Annotated in this window: 11 protein-coding genes and 5 pseudogenes; 8 read left to right on the top strand and 8 right to left on the bottom strand. The window is 60.8% G+C overall.

Annotated features, from left to right (window positions below; translation table 11 throughout):
• Nucleotides 1-23: 23 nt before the first annotated feature.
• From F8N21_RS14415 to F8N21_RS14405, 3 genes are all read right to left on the bottom strand, one after another.
• Nucleotides 24-506, bottom strand: a complete 483-nt coding sequence (locus F8N21_RS14415; protein WP_150642774.1) for a GNAT family N-acetyltransferase — start codon at nucleotides 504-506, stop codon at nucleotides 24-26.
• 309 nt (nucleotides 507-815) lie between these two features.
• The gene (locus tag F8N21_RS14410; RefSeq protein ID WP_191624326.1) at nucleotides 816-2144 is read right to left on the bottom strand and encodes an ATP-binding protein; all 1329 of its coding nucleotides are present in this window, start codon (nucleotides 2142-2144) and stop codon (nucleotides 816-818) included.
• A 2-nt stretch (nucleotides 2145-2146) separates the two neighbouring features.
• Nucleotides 2147-2821 (bottom strand): response regulator, encoded by a 675-nt coding sequence (locus F8N21_RS14405; protein ID WP_150642772.1) that lies wholly within the window; start codon nucleotides 2819-2821, stop codon nucleotides 2147-2149.
• Nucleotides 2822-2996: 175 nt separating this feature from the next.
• Between F8N21_RS14405 and dsbD the strand changes: the two genes are divergently transcribed.
• From dsbD to dsbG, 3 genes are read left to right on the top strand one after another with little or no spacing between them, the layout of a single operon-like run.
• Nucleotides 2997-4733 (top strand): protein-disulfide reductase DsbD, encoded by a 1737-nt coding sequence (gene dsbD / locus F8N21_RS14400; protein ID WP_150642771.1) that lies wholly within the window; start codon nucleotides 2997-2999, stop codon nucleotides 4731-4733.
• Nucleotides 4733-5599 carry a TlpA disulfide reductase family protein gene (locus tag F8N21_RS14395; RefSeq protein ID WP_150642770.1) on the top strand — a complete coding sequence of 289 codons (867 nt, stop codon included), beginning with the start codon at nucleotides 4733-4735 and terminating at the stop codon, nucleotides 5597-5599. Before dsbD ends, F8N21_RS14395 begins: the two co-directional genes overlap by 1 nt.
• Nucleotides 5575-6342 carry a thiol:disulfide interchange protein DsbG gene (gene dsbG / locus F8N21_RS14390; RefSeq protein ID WP_150642769.1) on the top strand — a complete coding sequence of 256 codons (768 nt, stop codon included), beginning with the start codon at nucleotides 5575-5577 and terminating at the stop codon, nucleotides 6340-6342. The genes F8N21_RS14395 and dsbG overlap by 25 nt, the downstream gene beginning before the upstream one ends.
• Before the next feature lie 126 nt (nucleotides 6343-6468).
• On the opposite strand, the gene F8N21_RS14385 is transcribed toward dsbG, so the two are convergent.
• Both F8N21_RS14385 and F8N21_RS14380 read right to left on the bottom strand, forming a co-directional pair.
• On the bottom strand, nucleotides 6469-7287 hold the full coding sequence (locus F8N21_RS14385; protein ID WP_150642768.1) for an alpha/beta fold hydrolase: 819 nt from the start codon (nucleotides 7285-7287) through the stop codon (nucleotides 6469-6471).
• A gap of 178 nt (nucleotides 7288-7465) precedes the next feature.
• A pseudogene (locus F8N21_RS14380) lies at nucleotides 7466-9433 on the bottom strand (amino acid adenylation domain-containing protein); the annotation flags it as partial.
• Here F8N21_RS14380 and F8N21_RS14375 point away from each other — a divergent pair.
• Nucleotides 9425-9727 (top strand): annotated as a pseudogene (locus F8N21_RS14375) (sigma factor-like helix-turn-helix DNA-binding protein); the annotation flags it as partial. The pseudogenes F8N21_RS14380 and F8N21_RS14375 sit on opposite strands and share 9 nt — an antisense overlap.
• A gap of 276 nt (nucleotides 9728-10003) precedes the next feature.
• Here the strand turns inward: F8N21_RS14375 and F8N21_RS14370 are convergent.
• The 3 genes and pseudogenes from F8N21_RS14370 to F8N21_RS14360 form a co-directional block, all read right to left on the bottom strand.
• A pseudogene (locus tag F8N21_RS14370) lies at nucleotides 10004-11017 on the bottom strand (GNAT family N-acetyltransferase).
• Nucleotides 11018-11113: 96 nt separating this feature from the next.
• Nucleotides 11114-11914: a substrate-binding periplasmic protein gene (locus F8N21_RS14365; RefSeq protein ID WP_150642767.1), complete on the bottom strand. Its 801-nt coding sequence runs from the start codon at nucleotides 11912-11914 to the stop codon at nucleotides 11114-11116.
• 95 nt (nucleotides 11915-12009) lie between these two features.
• Entirely contained in the window at nucleotides 12010-12642 is a 633-nt protein-coding gene (locus tag F8N21_RS14360) for a TetR/AcrR family transcriptional regulator (RefSeq protein ID WP_150642766.1), read from the bottom strand.
• 182 nt (nucleotides 12643-12824) lie between these two features.
• On the opposite strand from F8N21_RS14360, the pseudogene F8N21_RS31480 reads away from it, so the two are divergent.
• From F8N21_RS31480 to F8N21_RS14340, 4 genes and pseudogenes are all read left to right on the top strand, one after another.
• Nucleotides 12825-12908 (top strand): annotated as a pseudogene (locus tag F8N21_RS31480) (hypothetical protein); the annotation flags it as partial.
• Nucleotides 12909-12954: 46 nt separating this feature from the next.
• Nucleotides 12955-14121, top strand: a complete 1167-nt coding sequence (gene atuD, locus F8N21_RS14355; protein WP_150642765.1) for a citronellyl-CoA dehydrogenase — start codon at nucleotides 12955-12957, stop codon at nucleotides 14119-14121.
• Nucleotides 14122-14329: 208 nt separating this feature from the next.
• Nucleotides 14330-14464: pseudogene (locus F8N21_RS14345) on the top strand (biotin carboxylase N-terminal domain-containing protein); the annotation flags it as partial.
• A 129-nt stretch (nucleotides 14465-14593) separates the two neighbouring features.
• Entirely contained in the window at nucleotides 14594-15142 is a 549-nt protein-coding gene (locus F8N21_RS14340; protein ID WP_150642764.1) for an exonuclease domain-containing protein, read from the top strand.
• The last annotated feature ends 282 nt before the right edge of the window (nucleotides 15143-15424 follow it).

The following is a 15424-nucleotide window of genomic DNA, read 5'->3' as shown; positions in this document are numbered from 1 at the left end:
TTACACCTGCAGACAGCTTTCTATCAGGGGGGCGCCAATGGCTTGTGCATCGGCGTTGCCGTGAGCCCGGCGACGGTGAAGCTTTCAGCCGATTGCCGATACCCCAGCCGAGTATAAAAATCCAGGCCGGTGCGGGTACTGGTGAGCAGTGCCCGGGTCCAACCCTGCCGGCCCAGCCAGGTTTCCAGATCGCCCACCAGGGCCAACCCGGCGCCACGGCGAAACCATTCGGGCTGGACATAACAGAAGGTAATCCGGCCAGAGTCCGCGGCCATGCCGACCCCGACCGGCTTGTCGTGAAGCAGCGCAATGTTCAGGTAGCGCCGCCGGTCGGCCAGCCAGGGCTGCACATGATCGACAGTCTTGTTGCGCGTCCAGGCGGCGACGATTTGTTGGTTATTGCGGTGATCGAGGGCGCAGCCGACCTTGATCGAGCATTGGAGTATTCGGCTGATAATCCCGGCGTCCGCAGGTTTTGCCTTGCAGATTTCTATCGGTGCATCCATGGCGCTATAACCTCAATCCATTGAGTCCAACGGCAGGGACATTACCGCCACCGGAGCCGTAATAGCGAATGGATTGAGGTTACATTTCTTGTGCGGCGAAGGCATGCCTTAGTGCCAGCCAGTTAACACACTCCGGGGCGAGCACTGACCTGTGGCGAGGGAGCTTGCTCCCGCTGGGGCGCGCAGCGGCCCTAAAACCTGCAAACCGGTTCTGCCAGACACACCGCATGTGCAGGCTTTACGACTGCTGCGCAGCCGAGCGGGAGCAAGCTCCCTCGCCACAGGGTTTGCGTTCGGCGCGTCTCTTTCTTAGCTGACTGCCTGCAATGGCATGGTCAGTTCGACCCGCAGGCCATCGGGCCGGCTGTCGAAATGCAGGGCACAGCCACATCGCTGGACAATCGCCTGGACAATCGCCAGGCCGAGGCCACAGCCGGTGCTTTTGCCGTTGCGCCAGAAGCGTTGAGTCAGATGCTGCAGATCATCCTCCGCAATACCGGGGCCATGATCGCGGACCTGGAAACGTACCCGGTTGCCGATGGTTTCCAGGCGCAACTCGACCGCAGCATCGTCCGGGGTGTGGCGCAAGGCGTTGTCCAACAGGTTGCGCAAGGCGGCGATCGACAGTACCGAGGGCATTTCAACCGGTGCTGCAGAGACGTCGTCGGGCACGTGCAGTTTGATCCGCTGGCGATCGCCACTGGCGGCATCCTGAATGGCCAGCCGCGCCACCTGTTCGGCGTTGCACTGCACACCGTCTTCGAATGACAGGCTGCCTTCGACTCGAGCCAGCAGCAGGAGCTGTTCCAGGGTGCGATGCAAACGGTCCGCGCCCTCTTCGGCCCGGGCCAGGGATTGATCCCGTGCCGCGCCCTCGGTCATCCGCGCCACTTGCAGGTGAGTCTTGATCGCCGTCAGCGGGCTGCGCAATTCGTGGGCCGCATCGCCGGTCAGGCGGCGCTCGCGCTCGATGGCCTTGCCGATTCGCTGGAACAGCTGATTCTGGGTATCGAGCAAGGGTTGCAGTTCGCTGGGCAGCGGCTGGATCTGCAAGGGTTCGAGAGAATCGGCGCTACGTCGCATCAAGGCATCGCGCATGCGATTGAGCGGCACCAGACCCTGACCGATACCCAGCCAGAGCAGACACAGGCAACCCAGCAAAGCCACCCCCACCGGCACCGAGGCCGCCAGCAGCACCGAGAGGTTCAACGCCTCCCGCTCGACCTGACGGTCCGCGGTGGTAATGCGCAAATCGCCGCGGGCCAGGGTAAAACTGCGCCAGCGTGCCCCGTCGATCATCTGATCATGGAAGCCCATCTTCTCGGCTTCCAGTTTCTGATCCGGGTGGCTGTGGCTGCGGGCCAGAATTTCGCCGCGCAAGGAGCTGACCTGGCAGGCCATGCCGCCAGGAATATTCAGCTGTTCGGCGCTCAGATGGGTGCCATCGCCGTTGCTTGGCAAGGCCGGCAGTTGCTCCAGCAAGCCGGCGACCATGCGTGCCGAGGCCACCAGACGCTGGTCGAGGGAAAACATCATCTGATTGCGCAGGTCGCTGAGCATCCAGGCGGCAGCCAGGGCCCAGATCAGCGCGAAGGCCACGCCCAGGGTCAGGCTCAAGCGCAAGCGCAGACTCATCACGGTTATTGCTCCCCGCCGTCCGCCGGGCCCAGGCGATAGCCCAGGCCGCGTACGGTTTCGACGATACCGTTGCCGAGTTTGCGCCGCAGGTGGTGGATATGCACGTTGAGGGCGTTGCTTTCCAGTTCATCGTTGAAGCCGTAGACGCTGTCTTTCAACTGCTCGCTGGACAGCACCCGGCCACGATTATGCAGCAACGCCTGCAATAACGACTGTTCGCGCCGCGACAGGTCCACCAGCTGACCGCCGAGCAGGGTCTCGCGACTGCTGGGGTTGTAGGTCAGGCGCCCGTGTTCGATCAGATTGACGCTGCGCCCGGCGACCCGGCGCAGCAGGGTGTGCAGGCGGGCGGCGAGTTCGCGCAGGTCGAAGGGTTTGAGCAGGTAATCGTCGGCACCGGCCTGCAGACCCTCGACCCGGTCGGTCACCGAGTCCCGCGCGGTAAGAATCAGCACTGGCAGTTCCAGCCCTTGATGACGCAGCTGCTGCAGCAGCTTCAGGCCGTCTTCGTCCGGCAGACCCAAGTCGAGCACCATGACATCGAACTCGGCGACTTTGAGCATCGCGCGGGCAGCCGAGGCCGTGGCGACATGCTCCACGGTCAGCCCCTGGGCGGTGAGACCGGCGACAATGCCGCTGGCGATCAGCTCATCATCTTCACAGACAAGTACATGCATGGTGAGACCTGTGCAAAAGCGTTGATTAAGACGGTACAGGATTAAGCGGGCATTATGCCCTGCCCCCGGCAAACATTAGGAAAAGTCCTACAACCTGACGATATACGGGTTAATCACCGGTTAATCGCCAACACCCATTGTGCTCATCAACTGTACTGTTCCAGGGCTTTACTCCATGCATCGACTTTTTATTTTGCTTTTTATGCTTATCTGCGGCCTGGCTCAGGCGGGATCGAATCCGTTCGAGACCAAAGCCGATTTTCTTCCGGTCGGCAAAGCCTTCGTGTTCACCTCGCAACGACTCGAATCAGGTGAAACCCAACTCTTCTGGCAAATTGCCGATGGCTATTACCTGTACCAGCAACGCCTGAAATTCGACGGGCTGGCCGAGGCCGACAAACCGTCATTGCCCGTAGGTGAAGCCCATAGCGACGAGTTCTTTGGTGAACAACAGGTTTATCGCCAGGGCCTTGAGCTACGGATTCCTGCGGGCGCCAGTGGCCAGGTCAAAGTCGGCTGGCAGGGCTGCGCGGATGCCGGTCTGTGTTATCCACCGCAATCGCTGATGGTCGATCTTGGCGGTGGCGCTGCGGCGACACCGGCGGGTGAAGCAGCGGATCAGGCATTGGCCAGCGGTCTGCAGCAACGCGCCCTGGGCTGGAGTCTGCTGGTGTTTTTCGGCCTCGGGCTGCTGCTGGCGTTCACGCCTTGCTCATTGCCGATGTTGCCGATCCTGGCCGGGCTGGTTGTCGGCAGTGGCGCCAGTCCAAGACGGGGTTTTGTCCTGGCCGGCAGTTATGTGGTCAGCATGGCGCTGGTGTATGCCGCGATGGGGGTGCTCGCCGCCATGCTCGGCGCCAACCTGCCGGCGCTGTTGCAGCAACCCTGGCTGCTCGGCAGTTTCGCCGCGGTGTTTGTGCTGCTGTCATTACCGATGTTCGGCTTCTTTGAACTGCAACTGCCGGTTGCGGTGCGTGACCGACTGGAGGGCGTCGGGCGCACGCGGCGCGGCGGCAGCCTGATCGGCGCTGGCGCGCTCGGGGCCTTGTCCGGTCTGCTGGTGGGCCCGTGCATGACCGCGCCGCTGGCCGGTGCCTTGCTGTACATTGCCCAAAGCGGCAATGCCTTGCATGGCGGGCTGATCCTGTTCGCCATGGGCATCGGCATTGGCGTGCCGCTGTTGCTGCTGGTCACCGTCGGCAATCGTTTCCTGCCCAAACCCGGCACCTGGATGAACCTGCTCAAGGGCATCTTCGGCTTCCTGTTCCTCGGTACCGCGATCCTGATGCTGCGTCCGGTGCTCGATGAATCGTTGTGGATCGGTTTGTGGGGCGCGTTGTTGCTGGTCATGGCCTATGCCGGCTGGCAGCAAACCGCCGGCTTCAGTCGCTCCGCCCATGTGTTTGGCGCCAGTTCGCTGCTGTTCGGGCTATGGGGCAGCCTGTTGCTGGTTGGTGCCGCTGGCGGTAGCGATGATCTGTGGAAGCCGTTGCAGGTCTATACCGCAACGCGTGCAGGCGGCGGCGCAGACCCCACGGCACACGAGGCCTTCACCACCGTCAAAGACCCTGTGGCATTGCAACGCGAATTGGACAGTGCCAGGGCCCAGGGAAAATGGGTGCTGCTCGACTACTACGCAGACTGGTGCGTGTCGTGCAAAATCATGGAAAAACAGGTGTTCGCCAAGGCTCAGGTATTGGAAGCCCTGACAGACGTACATCTGCTGCGCCTCGATGTCACCGCCGACAACGCCGCCAGCCGCGAACTGCTGAGCCGCTATAAAGTACCCGGACCACCGAGCCTGCTGTGGATCGGCCCGGATGGCGAAGAACGCCGCAGCCAACGCATCACTGGCGAGGTCGATGCCGCAGGCTTTCTGCAACGCTGGACTATCACTCGGGACGCCCGTTGATGCTGACTTTTACCATCGGCACCTTTGCCATCGCGCTCAACCATCTGCTGCTGATCGGTGCCCTGGCACTGGCCACGCTGGTCGGTTGGAGGATGGCCAGGCACGGCGGCGAGAACCCGGAATCGGTCCTGTTCAGCCTGTTTCTGCTGGGGATGCTGGCCGCTCGTGTGGGGTTCGTCCTCGCCTACTGGACCCACTATCACGATGACCTGTGGCAGATCATCGATCTGCGCGACGGTGGTTTCCTGGCCTGGCCGGGCGTCATCGTCCTGCTGCTCGGTGCAGTGCTCTGGTGCTGGCGCCGGCCAGCACTTCGCCGTCCCCTGGGGGCCGGTGTTGGCAGCGGCCTGCTGTTCTGGCTGCTGGCGAGTTTTTCCCTGACGATCTACGACCAAGGCACCCGTCTGCCCGAGATCGCCCTGCGCAATGCCAAAGGAGAAACCGTGCAACTGAGCGACTATCAGGGCGGGCCACTGGTGATCAACCTCTGGGCCACCTGGTGCCCACCTTGCAGGCGGGAGATGCCCGTACTGGAGGAGGCCCAGCAGCAACGCCCGGACCTGACCTTCCTGTTCGTCAACCAGGCCGAAAGCATGCAGAGCGTCAGCACCTTCCTCGAGACCCAGGGCCTGAGCCTGTCGAACGTGCTGTTCGATGGCAGCGGTCGATTGGGTCAGGCCGTCGGCTCCATGGCGTTGCCGACTACGCTTTTCTATAGCAACGAGGGTCGCCTGCTGGGCAGCCATCTGGGAGAGCTGTCGGAAGCCAGCCTGGCCCGCGCCCTGGAAAATTTCGCCACCCCGAATCCTGCCGCACCGGCCACTTCTTCAAGGAAACTGCCATGCCCCGCCTCCGCCACCTGCTGACCCTGACCCTGGGCGCAGCCCTGTTGCACCTGCCGTCGGTGCAGGCTGAAGAATTGCCCGAAGCAATCAAGAAGATCGAAGCCAAGGGCGCCAAAATCGTCGGCAGCTTCGACGCCCCCAACGGTCTGCGCGGCTATGCGGCGCAGTACCAGAACCGCGGCATGGCGTTATACCTGACCCCGGATGGCAAGCATGTGCTGCTCGGCAATCTGTACGATGCCGAGGGCAAGGACCTGACCCAGGAGCCGCTGCAAAAGCTGGTCTACGCGCCGATGGCCAAAGAGATCTGGACCAAGATGGACGCCAGTAACTGGATCGCCGACGGCAGCAAGGATGCACCACGCATCGTCTACCTGTTCAGCGATCCGAACTGCCAGTACTGCAACATGTTCTGGCAACAGGCCCGGCCGTGGGTGAAAGCCGGCAAGGTCCAGCTGCGGCACATCATGGTCGGCATCATCCGCGAAGATAGCCCGGGCAAATCCGCCGCACTGCTGGCCAGCAAGGACCCACAGAAAGCCTTGGCCGACCACGAAAAATCCGGCCAGAGCGCCGCGTTGAAACCGCTGACGACTATCCCCGAAGCCATCCAGACCAAACTCGCCGCCAACATGCAGCTGATGGAGGACCTGGAACTGGCCGCCACCCCGGCGATTTTTTATATGGATGACAAAGGCGAATTGCAACAACAGCAAGGGGCGCCGTCGCCGGACAAGCTGGTGAAGATTCTCGGGCCGAAGTGAAGTTCGGTATCGCCTGTGTGGGCACTATCGCGAGCAAGCGATGAGTCCCGCACAGACACCCGCAATCTTTCAACCGATCAACCTTCGCCTCGGTCATACCAGTCTCAAGATCTTTTTCATCAAGCGCTACGCGGATTTCCTGTTGGCCAGGAATGACAGCAGCGCTTCTGTGACGAACGACGGATTCTCCAGGTTCGAGATATGCCCCGCCTGCGGCACCAACAGGTACGGGCAACCGATCAACCCGGCCATCTCCCTGGTTTCGGCCGGTGGCCTCGGTTGGTCCTGATCACCGCACAGCAGCAGCGTGGTTTCAGGGTTCAACAGAGCCAGGCGCGGCAACAGATCATCACGACTAAAGGTAATGCGCCCCATCGGCACAATGCTTTCGCGCAGACGTTCAGCTGACAGTGCCGCCAGTGATGCGCGGAACTGCTGATACAGCGCCGACTGCGGATCGATCCCTGGACGGAAGAAGATCGGCACCACGATATCGAGCAACTGCGGCGCAATCACACCGCTCTCTTCGATCTGCTTGAACAGCAAAAAATAGTATTGACGGGTCTGTTCGGGCTCGACACCGACATAGGTGTCCATCAGCACCAGGCCATTGATCCGCTGCGGAGCCGAAAGCGCCAGTCGAGCACCCCACATGCCACCGACCGAAAGGCCGACCAGGATGACTCGATCAATGTCCAGATGATCGAGCAATGCCAGTGCCTGTCGCGCAATGTCATCCAGCGAAACCGTGCCCTCAGGCAGTGGTCCGGATTCACCGTGACCCCAGAGGTCCAGGGCGATCACCCGATACTGTTGCGACAGTGCTGCAATCTGCGGCGCCCACATGGCCTGGTCCCACAGGTAACTACCGGCCAGCAGAACCGCAGGACCAGAGCCTTGATCAATGTAGTGATGGGATTGTCCATCAATCGTTGCGAAGGGCATCAACTTTCTCCTTTCTGAATAGGATCCACCCAAAAAGCTCAGGCAGACTGAGCCGCAGGGGATCGACAGTCAACTGGACTGACCCGGTTAAAGATCAAAAGATCGCAATTTGCGCCAACTCCTACAGGTGTATGCCGAACCCCTGTAGGAGCCGGCGAAGCCTGCGATCTTTTGATTCTTAAAGACCCTCCAGCTCTGCCATCAGATCGTTCAACCGATCGACCTTCTCTTCGGTGATGTCGCTCGCCGCCAACCCATCAATGTACTCGGCCAACTCTGCCACCGTGCTGCACTCAAACATTGCCCGCAACGGCACATTGCGCTGCAGGGCTTTTTGCACCCGCGAGGCAATTTGTGTGGCGAGCAGCGAGTGGCCGCCGAGTTCGAAGAAGTTGTCGTGGATGCCAACGCGTTCGACCTTGAGTACCTCGGCCCAGATATCGGTCAGGGTCTGCTCCAGCTCATTGCGCGGTGCCTGGTAATCCTGGCTCTGCAACTGACCGATCTCCAGCGCCGGCAGAGCTTTGCGATCGAGTTTGCCGTTGGCGTTGAATGGCATCCGCACCAGCCACAACCAATGCAGCGGCACCATGTATTCCGGCAGCTCAACGAGCAGGCGCTGCTTGATTCGCTCCAGGCGTTCGCCCGTACTCAGCGCCGATTCAGTCGCCACCAAATAACCGACCAAGTGCTTGCCGTTGACCCCATCCTGCACGCTGACCGCCGCTTCGCGGACTTCCGGTTGCTCATGCAGACGCGCTTCAATTTCCCCCAGTTCGATGCGGTAACCGCGAATCTTCACTTGATGATCGATGCGCCCGACGTACTCCAGCACACCGTCACTGCGCCGCCGTGCCAGGTCACCGGTGCGATACAGCCGCTCACCGGCAGCGCCGAACGGGTTGGGCACAAATACCTGAGCGGTGCGCAACGGGTCGCTGACATAACCGCGCCCCACACCGGTACCGGCCACACACAGCTCGCCCACGGCGCCCAGCGGCACCAACTCCAGGGCGCCGTCGAGCAGGTACAAGCGGTTGTTGTCGGTCGGCGTCCCGATCGGCAGGTAACTGCCGCGGGTCGACGCCAGGTCGACGCGGAAGAACGCCACGTCGTCCGAGCACTCGGCCGGGCCGTAGGCGTTGACCAGGCCGATGTCCGGGTACCGCAGCAACCACTGGTGCGCCAGTTCCGGCGGCATCGCTTCTCCGGTCGGCAGCATCCAGCGCAGACCGTCGAGGCTCATGCGCTCCTGGGCAAGCATGCCCTGAATCAGCGACGGCACGCACTCCAGCACCGTGATGCCCTGGGCCTGCACATGCCCGAGCAAGCCTTGCGGATCATGGGCGATGCTGTTCGGCACAATGTCCACCCGCGCGCCGAACAGGGGTGCAGCGAGGAATTGCCAGACCGAGATATCGAAGCTCTGCGAAGCGGTCTGGGCAATCACATCCGCCTCGTTCAGTTGCAGGTACGGCACTTTGCTCAACTGGTTATTGAGCATGCCGCGCTGCTCGACCATCACGCCCTTCGGCAGGCCGGTGGAACCGGAGGTGTAGATCACGTAGGCAAGGTTATCCGGGCCGCTGTAGAGGCCTGGATTTTCCAGGGAACAGGCACCCTGCTGAATCTCCTCCCACACCAGCAGACGGGGCCGGTTGGAACAGGTGAATTCCTCGAGCAAGGCCAGCGCCTGTTCGCGGCAAGCCTCGCTGCACACCAGCACCGGCGTGCGGCTCAGCTCGATGATCCGGCTCAGGCGTTGGCTCGGCAGCCCCGGGTCCAGCGGCAGGTAACCGGCACCGGCCTTGAAGCTGCCGATGATCATGCCCAGCAAATCCAGGTTGCGCTCGGCCAGCAACGCCACCGGCTGATCCAGACCGACACCGGCCGCGACCAGGGCGTGGCCGAGATGGTTGCTGCGCTGGTTCAGTTCGGCATAGCTGGAGTGCTGATCGAGACAGCTGGCGGCGATCCGCTGCGGATGTCGAGCGACCCGGGCTTCGAACAGTTCGACGTAACTCTGCTCCAGCGGATAATCGTGGTCGCTCTGGTTACAACCATGGATCAGCAAGTCCTGCTCCTCGACACCCAACAACGGCAGGTCCGCCATGTCGCCGTGGAAGCCGTCGACTAGGCCCTGGAGCTGAAGTACTCGGGTACCGAAGAGGAAGGCTTGAATGTGGTCATTCATGGCGCGTCGCCGGAAACTTCGCACATCAATTTTTCCACCCTGGAAAACATTGCCGACGCCTTGACCGAACTTCCCAGCCGCACCCGCTATGCCTTTGAGATGTATCGTCTGCACGGCGTGCCGCAAAAGGACATCGCCAAGGAACTGGGCGTCTCGCCGACTCTGGTGAACTTCATGATTCGCGACGCCCTGGTGCATTGCCGCAAGGTCTCGGGCAACCGCGGCGATACCTTTGCCCGGCGTTGATACCTGTGAAGGGAAGGCTTCCACAATCTATTGCCTGGTAACCCGTTGTGGCGAGGGGGCTTGCCCCCGCTGGGTCGCGGAGCGGCCCCAAAACCAGTCACCGCGATTCTCCAGATAAACCGCACCTACCGATTTCAGGGCTGCTTCGCACCCCAGCGGGGGCAAGCCCCCTCGCCACAGAGGCTCAGTGGCTCAGTGGCTCAGTGGCTCAGTGGCTCAGTGGCTCAGTGGCACAGTGGCACAGTGGCACAGCAGATGGGTGTCGTTCTCTCTGCCTCACGCCAACGCACAGCGATCAAAAAAACGCTCCCGCCCCAGGATCATCAAGGCCGCGCGCTTGTGCGGGAAGTCGAACTCCTTCTCGCAATGGAAACATTGATTCTGCATATGTCTGATCATCCGTGCATTGTCGGCACGCGGCTCGGACACTACCTTCTGGGTGCGCGGATCATCGAGAAACAGGTAGTGCACCAGCGCCGATAACCAGCTGGCGACCTTGTGCGGGCCGCGATGGTTTTCCTCTCCGACCAGCATATGGATGCCGCGGTCATAATCGCCGGCGTCATAGAACGGCGCGATGCGATCCTCCTTGGCCCAATAGGCTTCAAAGTAGGCAAACGGCTGGTCGTCGAAACAGCCGATCAGGGTCAGGGTGTGTGGATCGGCCTCAAGCGTGCTCAGGTATTCGTGGTGCTGCTCGAGGCTGCCGCCTTCGTCCCAGAAATTCATCACCCGCGGGCTGTTCTGCCAACGATTGAAGCGAGCCAGATCCTTGTCGATTTCCACGGTACGCAGAGAGACCCAGGCGCCCAGGCGCCCATCGAAACGTCGATAGACCTCACCTCGGGGTTTCAGGGCGCGACGTGGATGGCGCTGGCCGGCACTGATCATCATCTGTTACGGGTAACTGCCTGAGGCTGACTCGCCCAACCAGGGTTGCGGCAGTTGCCAGAACAGGGCGCGCTCGCACAGGTACTGGCCTGTGCCTGGCGTCGCAATCAGCAGACCACTGCGCAGTGCCTCATGGGGCAGTTCATCAAGGTGCCAGGTCAGGCGCTGGCATTCGGGGTCTCGGGCAAACAGCCAATAACAGGCGGCCCACAGCGCCTGCCCGAGGGGGCGGCTGGAGCTTTCCTGGACACGTAGCTGCAGATCGGGATCGCGCTCCAGACTCAACTGGATCAGCGGCTGTCCTTCGAGTATCAGGCTCAGTCGACTGTCGCTTTGATCGGCACTGAGGCCGCGCCCCAGGGGCAGGAGCAGGGAAGTCAGGTCATTCAGATTGGACATGGGTCGGGCTCACGGTAATCGTCGACAGTTCAACGATGTGACGTGCGCCCGGGAAGAAAATTTAGGGGTGGCAATACAATCAGCAGCTGGCTGGCATCATTTCAGTTTTTTCGCCACCGGCATAACGGCGATCTTGTACGGATCGAAAATCTTCTGCATCTCGCCATTTTCCCGCAGACCCTTGAGCAGCTTGCCAAACGCCTCACCGCTGATTGGTGCGGTCGGGCGGATCAGTGCGTAATGGTGATACACCTGATCGATACGCTCGGAGACCAGCAACTTATCCGCCACCTTGTCATTGCGCAGCAGGTAGGCGCTGAAGTATGAACGCGTCACCAGCGCAATGTCCGCCCTGCCCCGCAGCACCATGAGCAGATTGCTGTCATGGGAATAGGTCAGCGTGGCCTTGTAGTTATCGGCGAGGTACTTGGGGTCGGCATTGAAGTTGGCAAAGGCGTAGTGATAACCGCTGAACAGCGCCAGGCGCTTGCCTTTCAAGTCGGAAAAATAATTCTGCTGGTGATCGGGTTTGCGTTGCGCGACGAAAATCTCGGCATCTTCCAGGCCCATGTCGACGCTGGTATGCGGGATATCATTCCAGCCCCAATCCGGGTTCTCGAAGATTGCCATATCCACCCGGCCTTGTTTGAAATCGCCGAAACGCCGGGGAATCGAGGTGGGCACCAGCACAAATTGATAGTCGTTTTGCGACTGATTCAAGGCCTCGACCAACTGCGGCAGGAGACCCGTATCGGCACCGGTTTCCGGGCGCACGGTATAGGGCGGGAAATGTGCTGCACCAATCCTTACCAGCTGAGCTGCCGAAGTCGGCAGCATCCATAGCGCACCGAGTGCAACCCACAACATCCGTGAAGCCGTCCGCATTGGCAAAGACATCAAAGCGACCCACCCCAGGAAATACCGTCAAGCCAACCAAGCTAGGCGTTTTCGCCCACTTAAACAACGTGGTACCGAGTAATTAATCGGTTGCATTACATCCGCTGTGGATCTGCCAGTACCAGAATCAACGCTTCATCTGCCAGTTGATCGAGACTCATACTTGCGCCAACGCGGAACCAGGTGGTGGTCCAGGACAAAGCCCCGGTCAGGAAGCGTCGGGTGATAAACACATCGCCTCTGATATAACCGGCGTCCTTGGCCTCTGCCAACACCTGCAGCCAGATCTGTTCATAGAGGTCGCGCAGCGCCAGCACCCTGGCCTGGCCTTCCTCGGACAACGAGCGCCACTCGTACACCAGAACCGCCATGGCTTCGCCGCTGCCGCCCATGATCGATTGCAGTTCACAACGGATCAGTGCCAGCACGCGCTCGCGCACGCTACTCGCCTCGGCCAGGGATGCGCGCATCAGCGCGGTGTTGTAGAGAATGGTCTCCTCCATCACCGCACGCAGAATTTCATCCTTGCTTTTGAAGTGATGAAAAATGCTCCCGGACTGAATGCCCACGGCGCCAGCCAGGTCACGCACCGTGGTGCGCTCGTAGCCTTTGTTGCGAAACAGGTGAGCGGCCATTTGCAGCAATTTGCCGCGGGCACTTTCCGGGTCGGTCAGTTGCCCATTGTCGACCAGGTCGCGCATTACCAGCAGGGCTTTTTGCTCGTCCATGCGTTCTCTCCTGTATGCGCTTCAATCAAGTGTGCTGCCGCCCGGTAAAACCGGGAGGGTGCGCGGCATTTTAGCTGGAGAGGATCACCAAGCAAGCGCTCGGGCAGAAGATATTTCAACATTTACAAACCAAGCGCTTGCTTAGTAATCTCGATTCAATTCTATCCCAGAGGGTCTGCGTCATGAGCAAGACCGTGCGCATCGGTTGCGCCAGTGCGTTCCGGGGCGATACCTCTACCGCCGCCGGGCAACTGGTGGAAGGTGCCCGCATCGCCCGCTTCTGATCACTCGGCCTGAAGGAGAACAATAAAAATGATCTTCACCCAGGAACACGAAGAACTGCGTCGCACGGTGCGCAACTTTGTCGAGCGCGAGATCAACCCTCATGTCGATGAATGGGAAAAGGCCGGGAGTTTTCCGATCCATGAGATTTTCCGCAAGGCCGGCGAACTGGGCCTGCTGGGGATTTCCAAGCCGGAGAAATTCGGTGGCATGGGTCTTGATTACAGCTATTCGATTGTTGCTGCCGAAGAGTTTGGCACCATTCATTGCGGCGGCATTCCGATGTCCATCGGCGTGCAGACCGACATGTGCACCCCGGCGCTGGCGCGCTTCGGCTCCGATGAGTTGCGCGAAGAGTTCCTGCGCCCGGCTATCAGCGGCGAACAGGTCGGCTGTATCGGCGTCTCCGAAGTCGGCGCCGGTTCCGACGTCGCCGGGCTGAAAACCAGCGCCCGCAGGGACGGCGACGACTATGTGATCAATGGCAGCAAGATGTGGATCACCAACTCGCCGAGCGCCGATTTCATCTGCCTGCTGGCCAACACCTCGGACGACAAACCCCACGTCAACAAGTCGCTGATCATGGTGCCGATGAACAGCCCCGGCATCAGTCTCGGCTCGCACCTGGACAAGCTCGGTATGCGCAGTTCGGAAACCGCCCAGGTGTTTTTCGACAATGTGCGCGTACCGCAGCGTTACCGCATCGGCCATGAAGGCGCGGGGTTCATGATGCAGATGCTGCAGTTTCAGGAAGAACGGTTGTTCGGCGCAGCGAACATGATCAAAGGCCTGGAGTATTGCGTCGACAGCACCATCGAGTACTGCAAGGAGCGCAAGACGTTCGCCAGCGCGCTGATCGACAACCAGGTGATCCATTTCCGCCTGGCTGAACTGCAAACCGAAATCGAATGCCTGCGAGCGCTGGTCTATCAGGCCACCGAGCAGTACATCAAAGGCCAGGATGTCACGCGGCTGGCCTCCATGGCCAAGCTCAAGGCCGGACGCCTGGGTCGGGAAGTCAGCGACAGCTGCCTGCAGTATTGGGGCGGCATGGGCTTCATGTGGGACAACCCGGTGGCCCGGGCTTATCGCGATGTGCGACTGGTCTCGATTGGCGGCGGTGCCGACGAAATCATGCTGGGCATCATCTGCAAACTGATGGGCATCCTGCCCCGGACTGGTTCAGCGCTGCAGTGACCGGACCGGAAGGTGTCGAAGGGACCACGGCGTTCGTACAAAAAAGACCACCGAGTTGGGCACCCTGAAAAGCATCGCGAGCAAGCTCGCTCCCACATGAGATCTGAAGTGATCACCCAATTGTGTTCACACCATTGATTCCCTGTGGGAGCGAGCTTGCTCGCGATAGGGCCTTCATTGACGCCGCAAGATACAAGGAAATACCACCATACCCGCCTTCAGCAAAATCCTGATCGCCAACCGCGGTGAAATCGCCTGTCGCGTCCAGCGCACCGCCCAGGCCCTGGGCTACCGCACGGTCGCGGTGTTCAGCGACGCCGATGCCGATGCCCGCAACGTGCAGCCGGGGTGATCAAGCGTATCCGGGTCAGTCGGGGCGATCAGGTGCAAAACCGACAAATTTTACTGGAGGTCGAATAAGCATCTAGCTACGCTCAAGTCTCATCAGAACGCGGATATCAGGAAGCCTGCAATGCCTCACTGGCTGGTAATTGATCTCGAAGCTACAACCGACGACGGCGGCTGGCCGATCACCGAGATGGAAATCACCGAAATCGGCGCCACCCTGGTGACCCGCGACGGCCGGGAGCTGGACAGCTTTCAGCGGTTCGTGCGACCGTTGCGTCGACCGCTGCTGACGCCATTCTGTCGGGAGCTGACGCACATCACTCAAGCCAATATCGACGCCGCGCAGCCCTTGACCGAGGTCTGGCCACAGTTCGAACGCTGGCTTGGCCAGCATCAATCGCAGCTGGTTGGCTGGGTCAGCTGGGGTGAATACGATCGCCGGCAACTGGAACAGGATTGGCAGCGCCTGCAGTTGACCAGTGCCCTGAGTCAGGTGCCCCATATCAACCTCAAACAGCGCTTTGCCAAGGCCCGCCGGCTGGAACGACCGCTGGGGCTCAATGGTGCGCTGCAACTGGCCGGGATGCAGTTCAACGGCCAACAGCACCGGGCCCTGGAGGATGCGCGCAATACCGCACGCTTGCTACCGCTGAGCCTTCCGCTCCAAAGCTGAAACACGGGCTATGCCCGTAGCAGCTGCCGAGCTGCGCGAGGCTGCGTTCGGGGACGAAGTCCTCGCAAATACTGCGCACGCGATTTGCCTGAAAGAACCCGTTGCCTGATTTGACGACCGCTTCGCGGTCGAACGCAGCCTCGCAAGGCTCGGCAGCTGCTACGGCCTCTACAGTGAATCCTGTGATCGCGATTTAACAGATTGACGGTATGCACCAGATTACGACCGCTTCGCGGTCGAACGCAGCCTCGTGCTGCTCGGCAGCTGCTACGGGCTCTACAG

Source organism: Pseudomonas fluorescens (assembly GCF_902497895.1).
In the GTDB taxonomy this organism is placed as follows: Bacteria; Pseudomonadota; Gammaproteobacteria; order Pseudomonadales; family Pseudomonadaceae; genus Aquipseudomonas; species Aquipseudomonas fluorescens_BP.
This window is presented reverse-complemented; position numbering and strand designations above follow the sequence as displayed.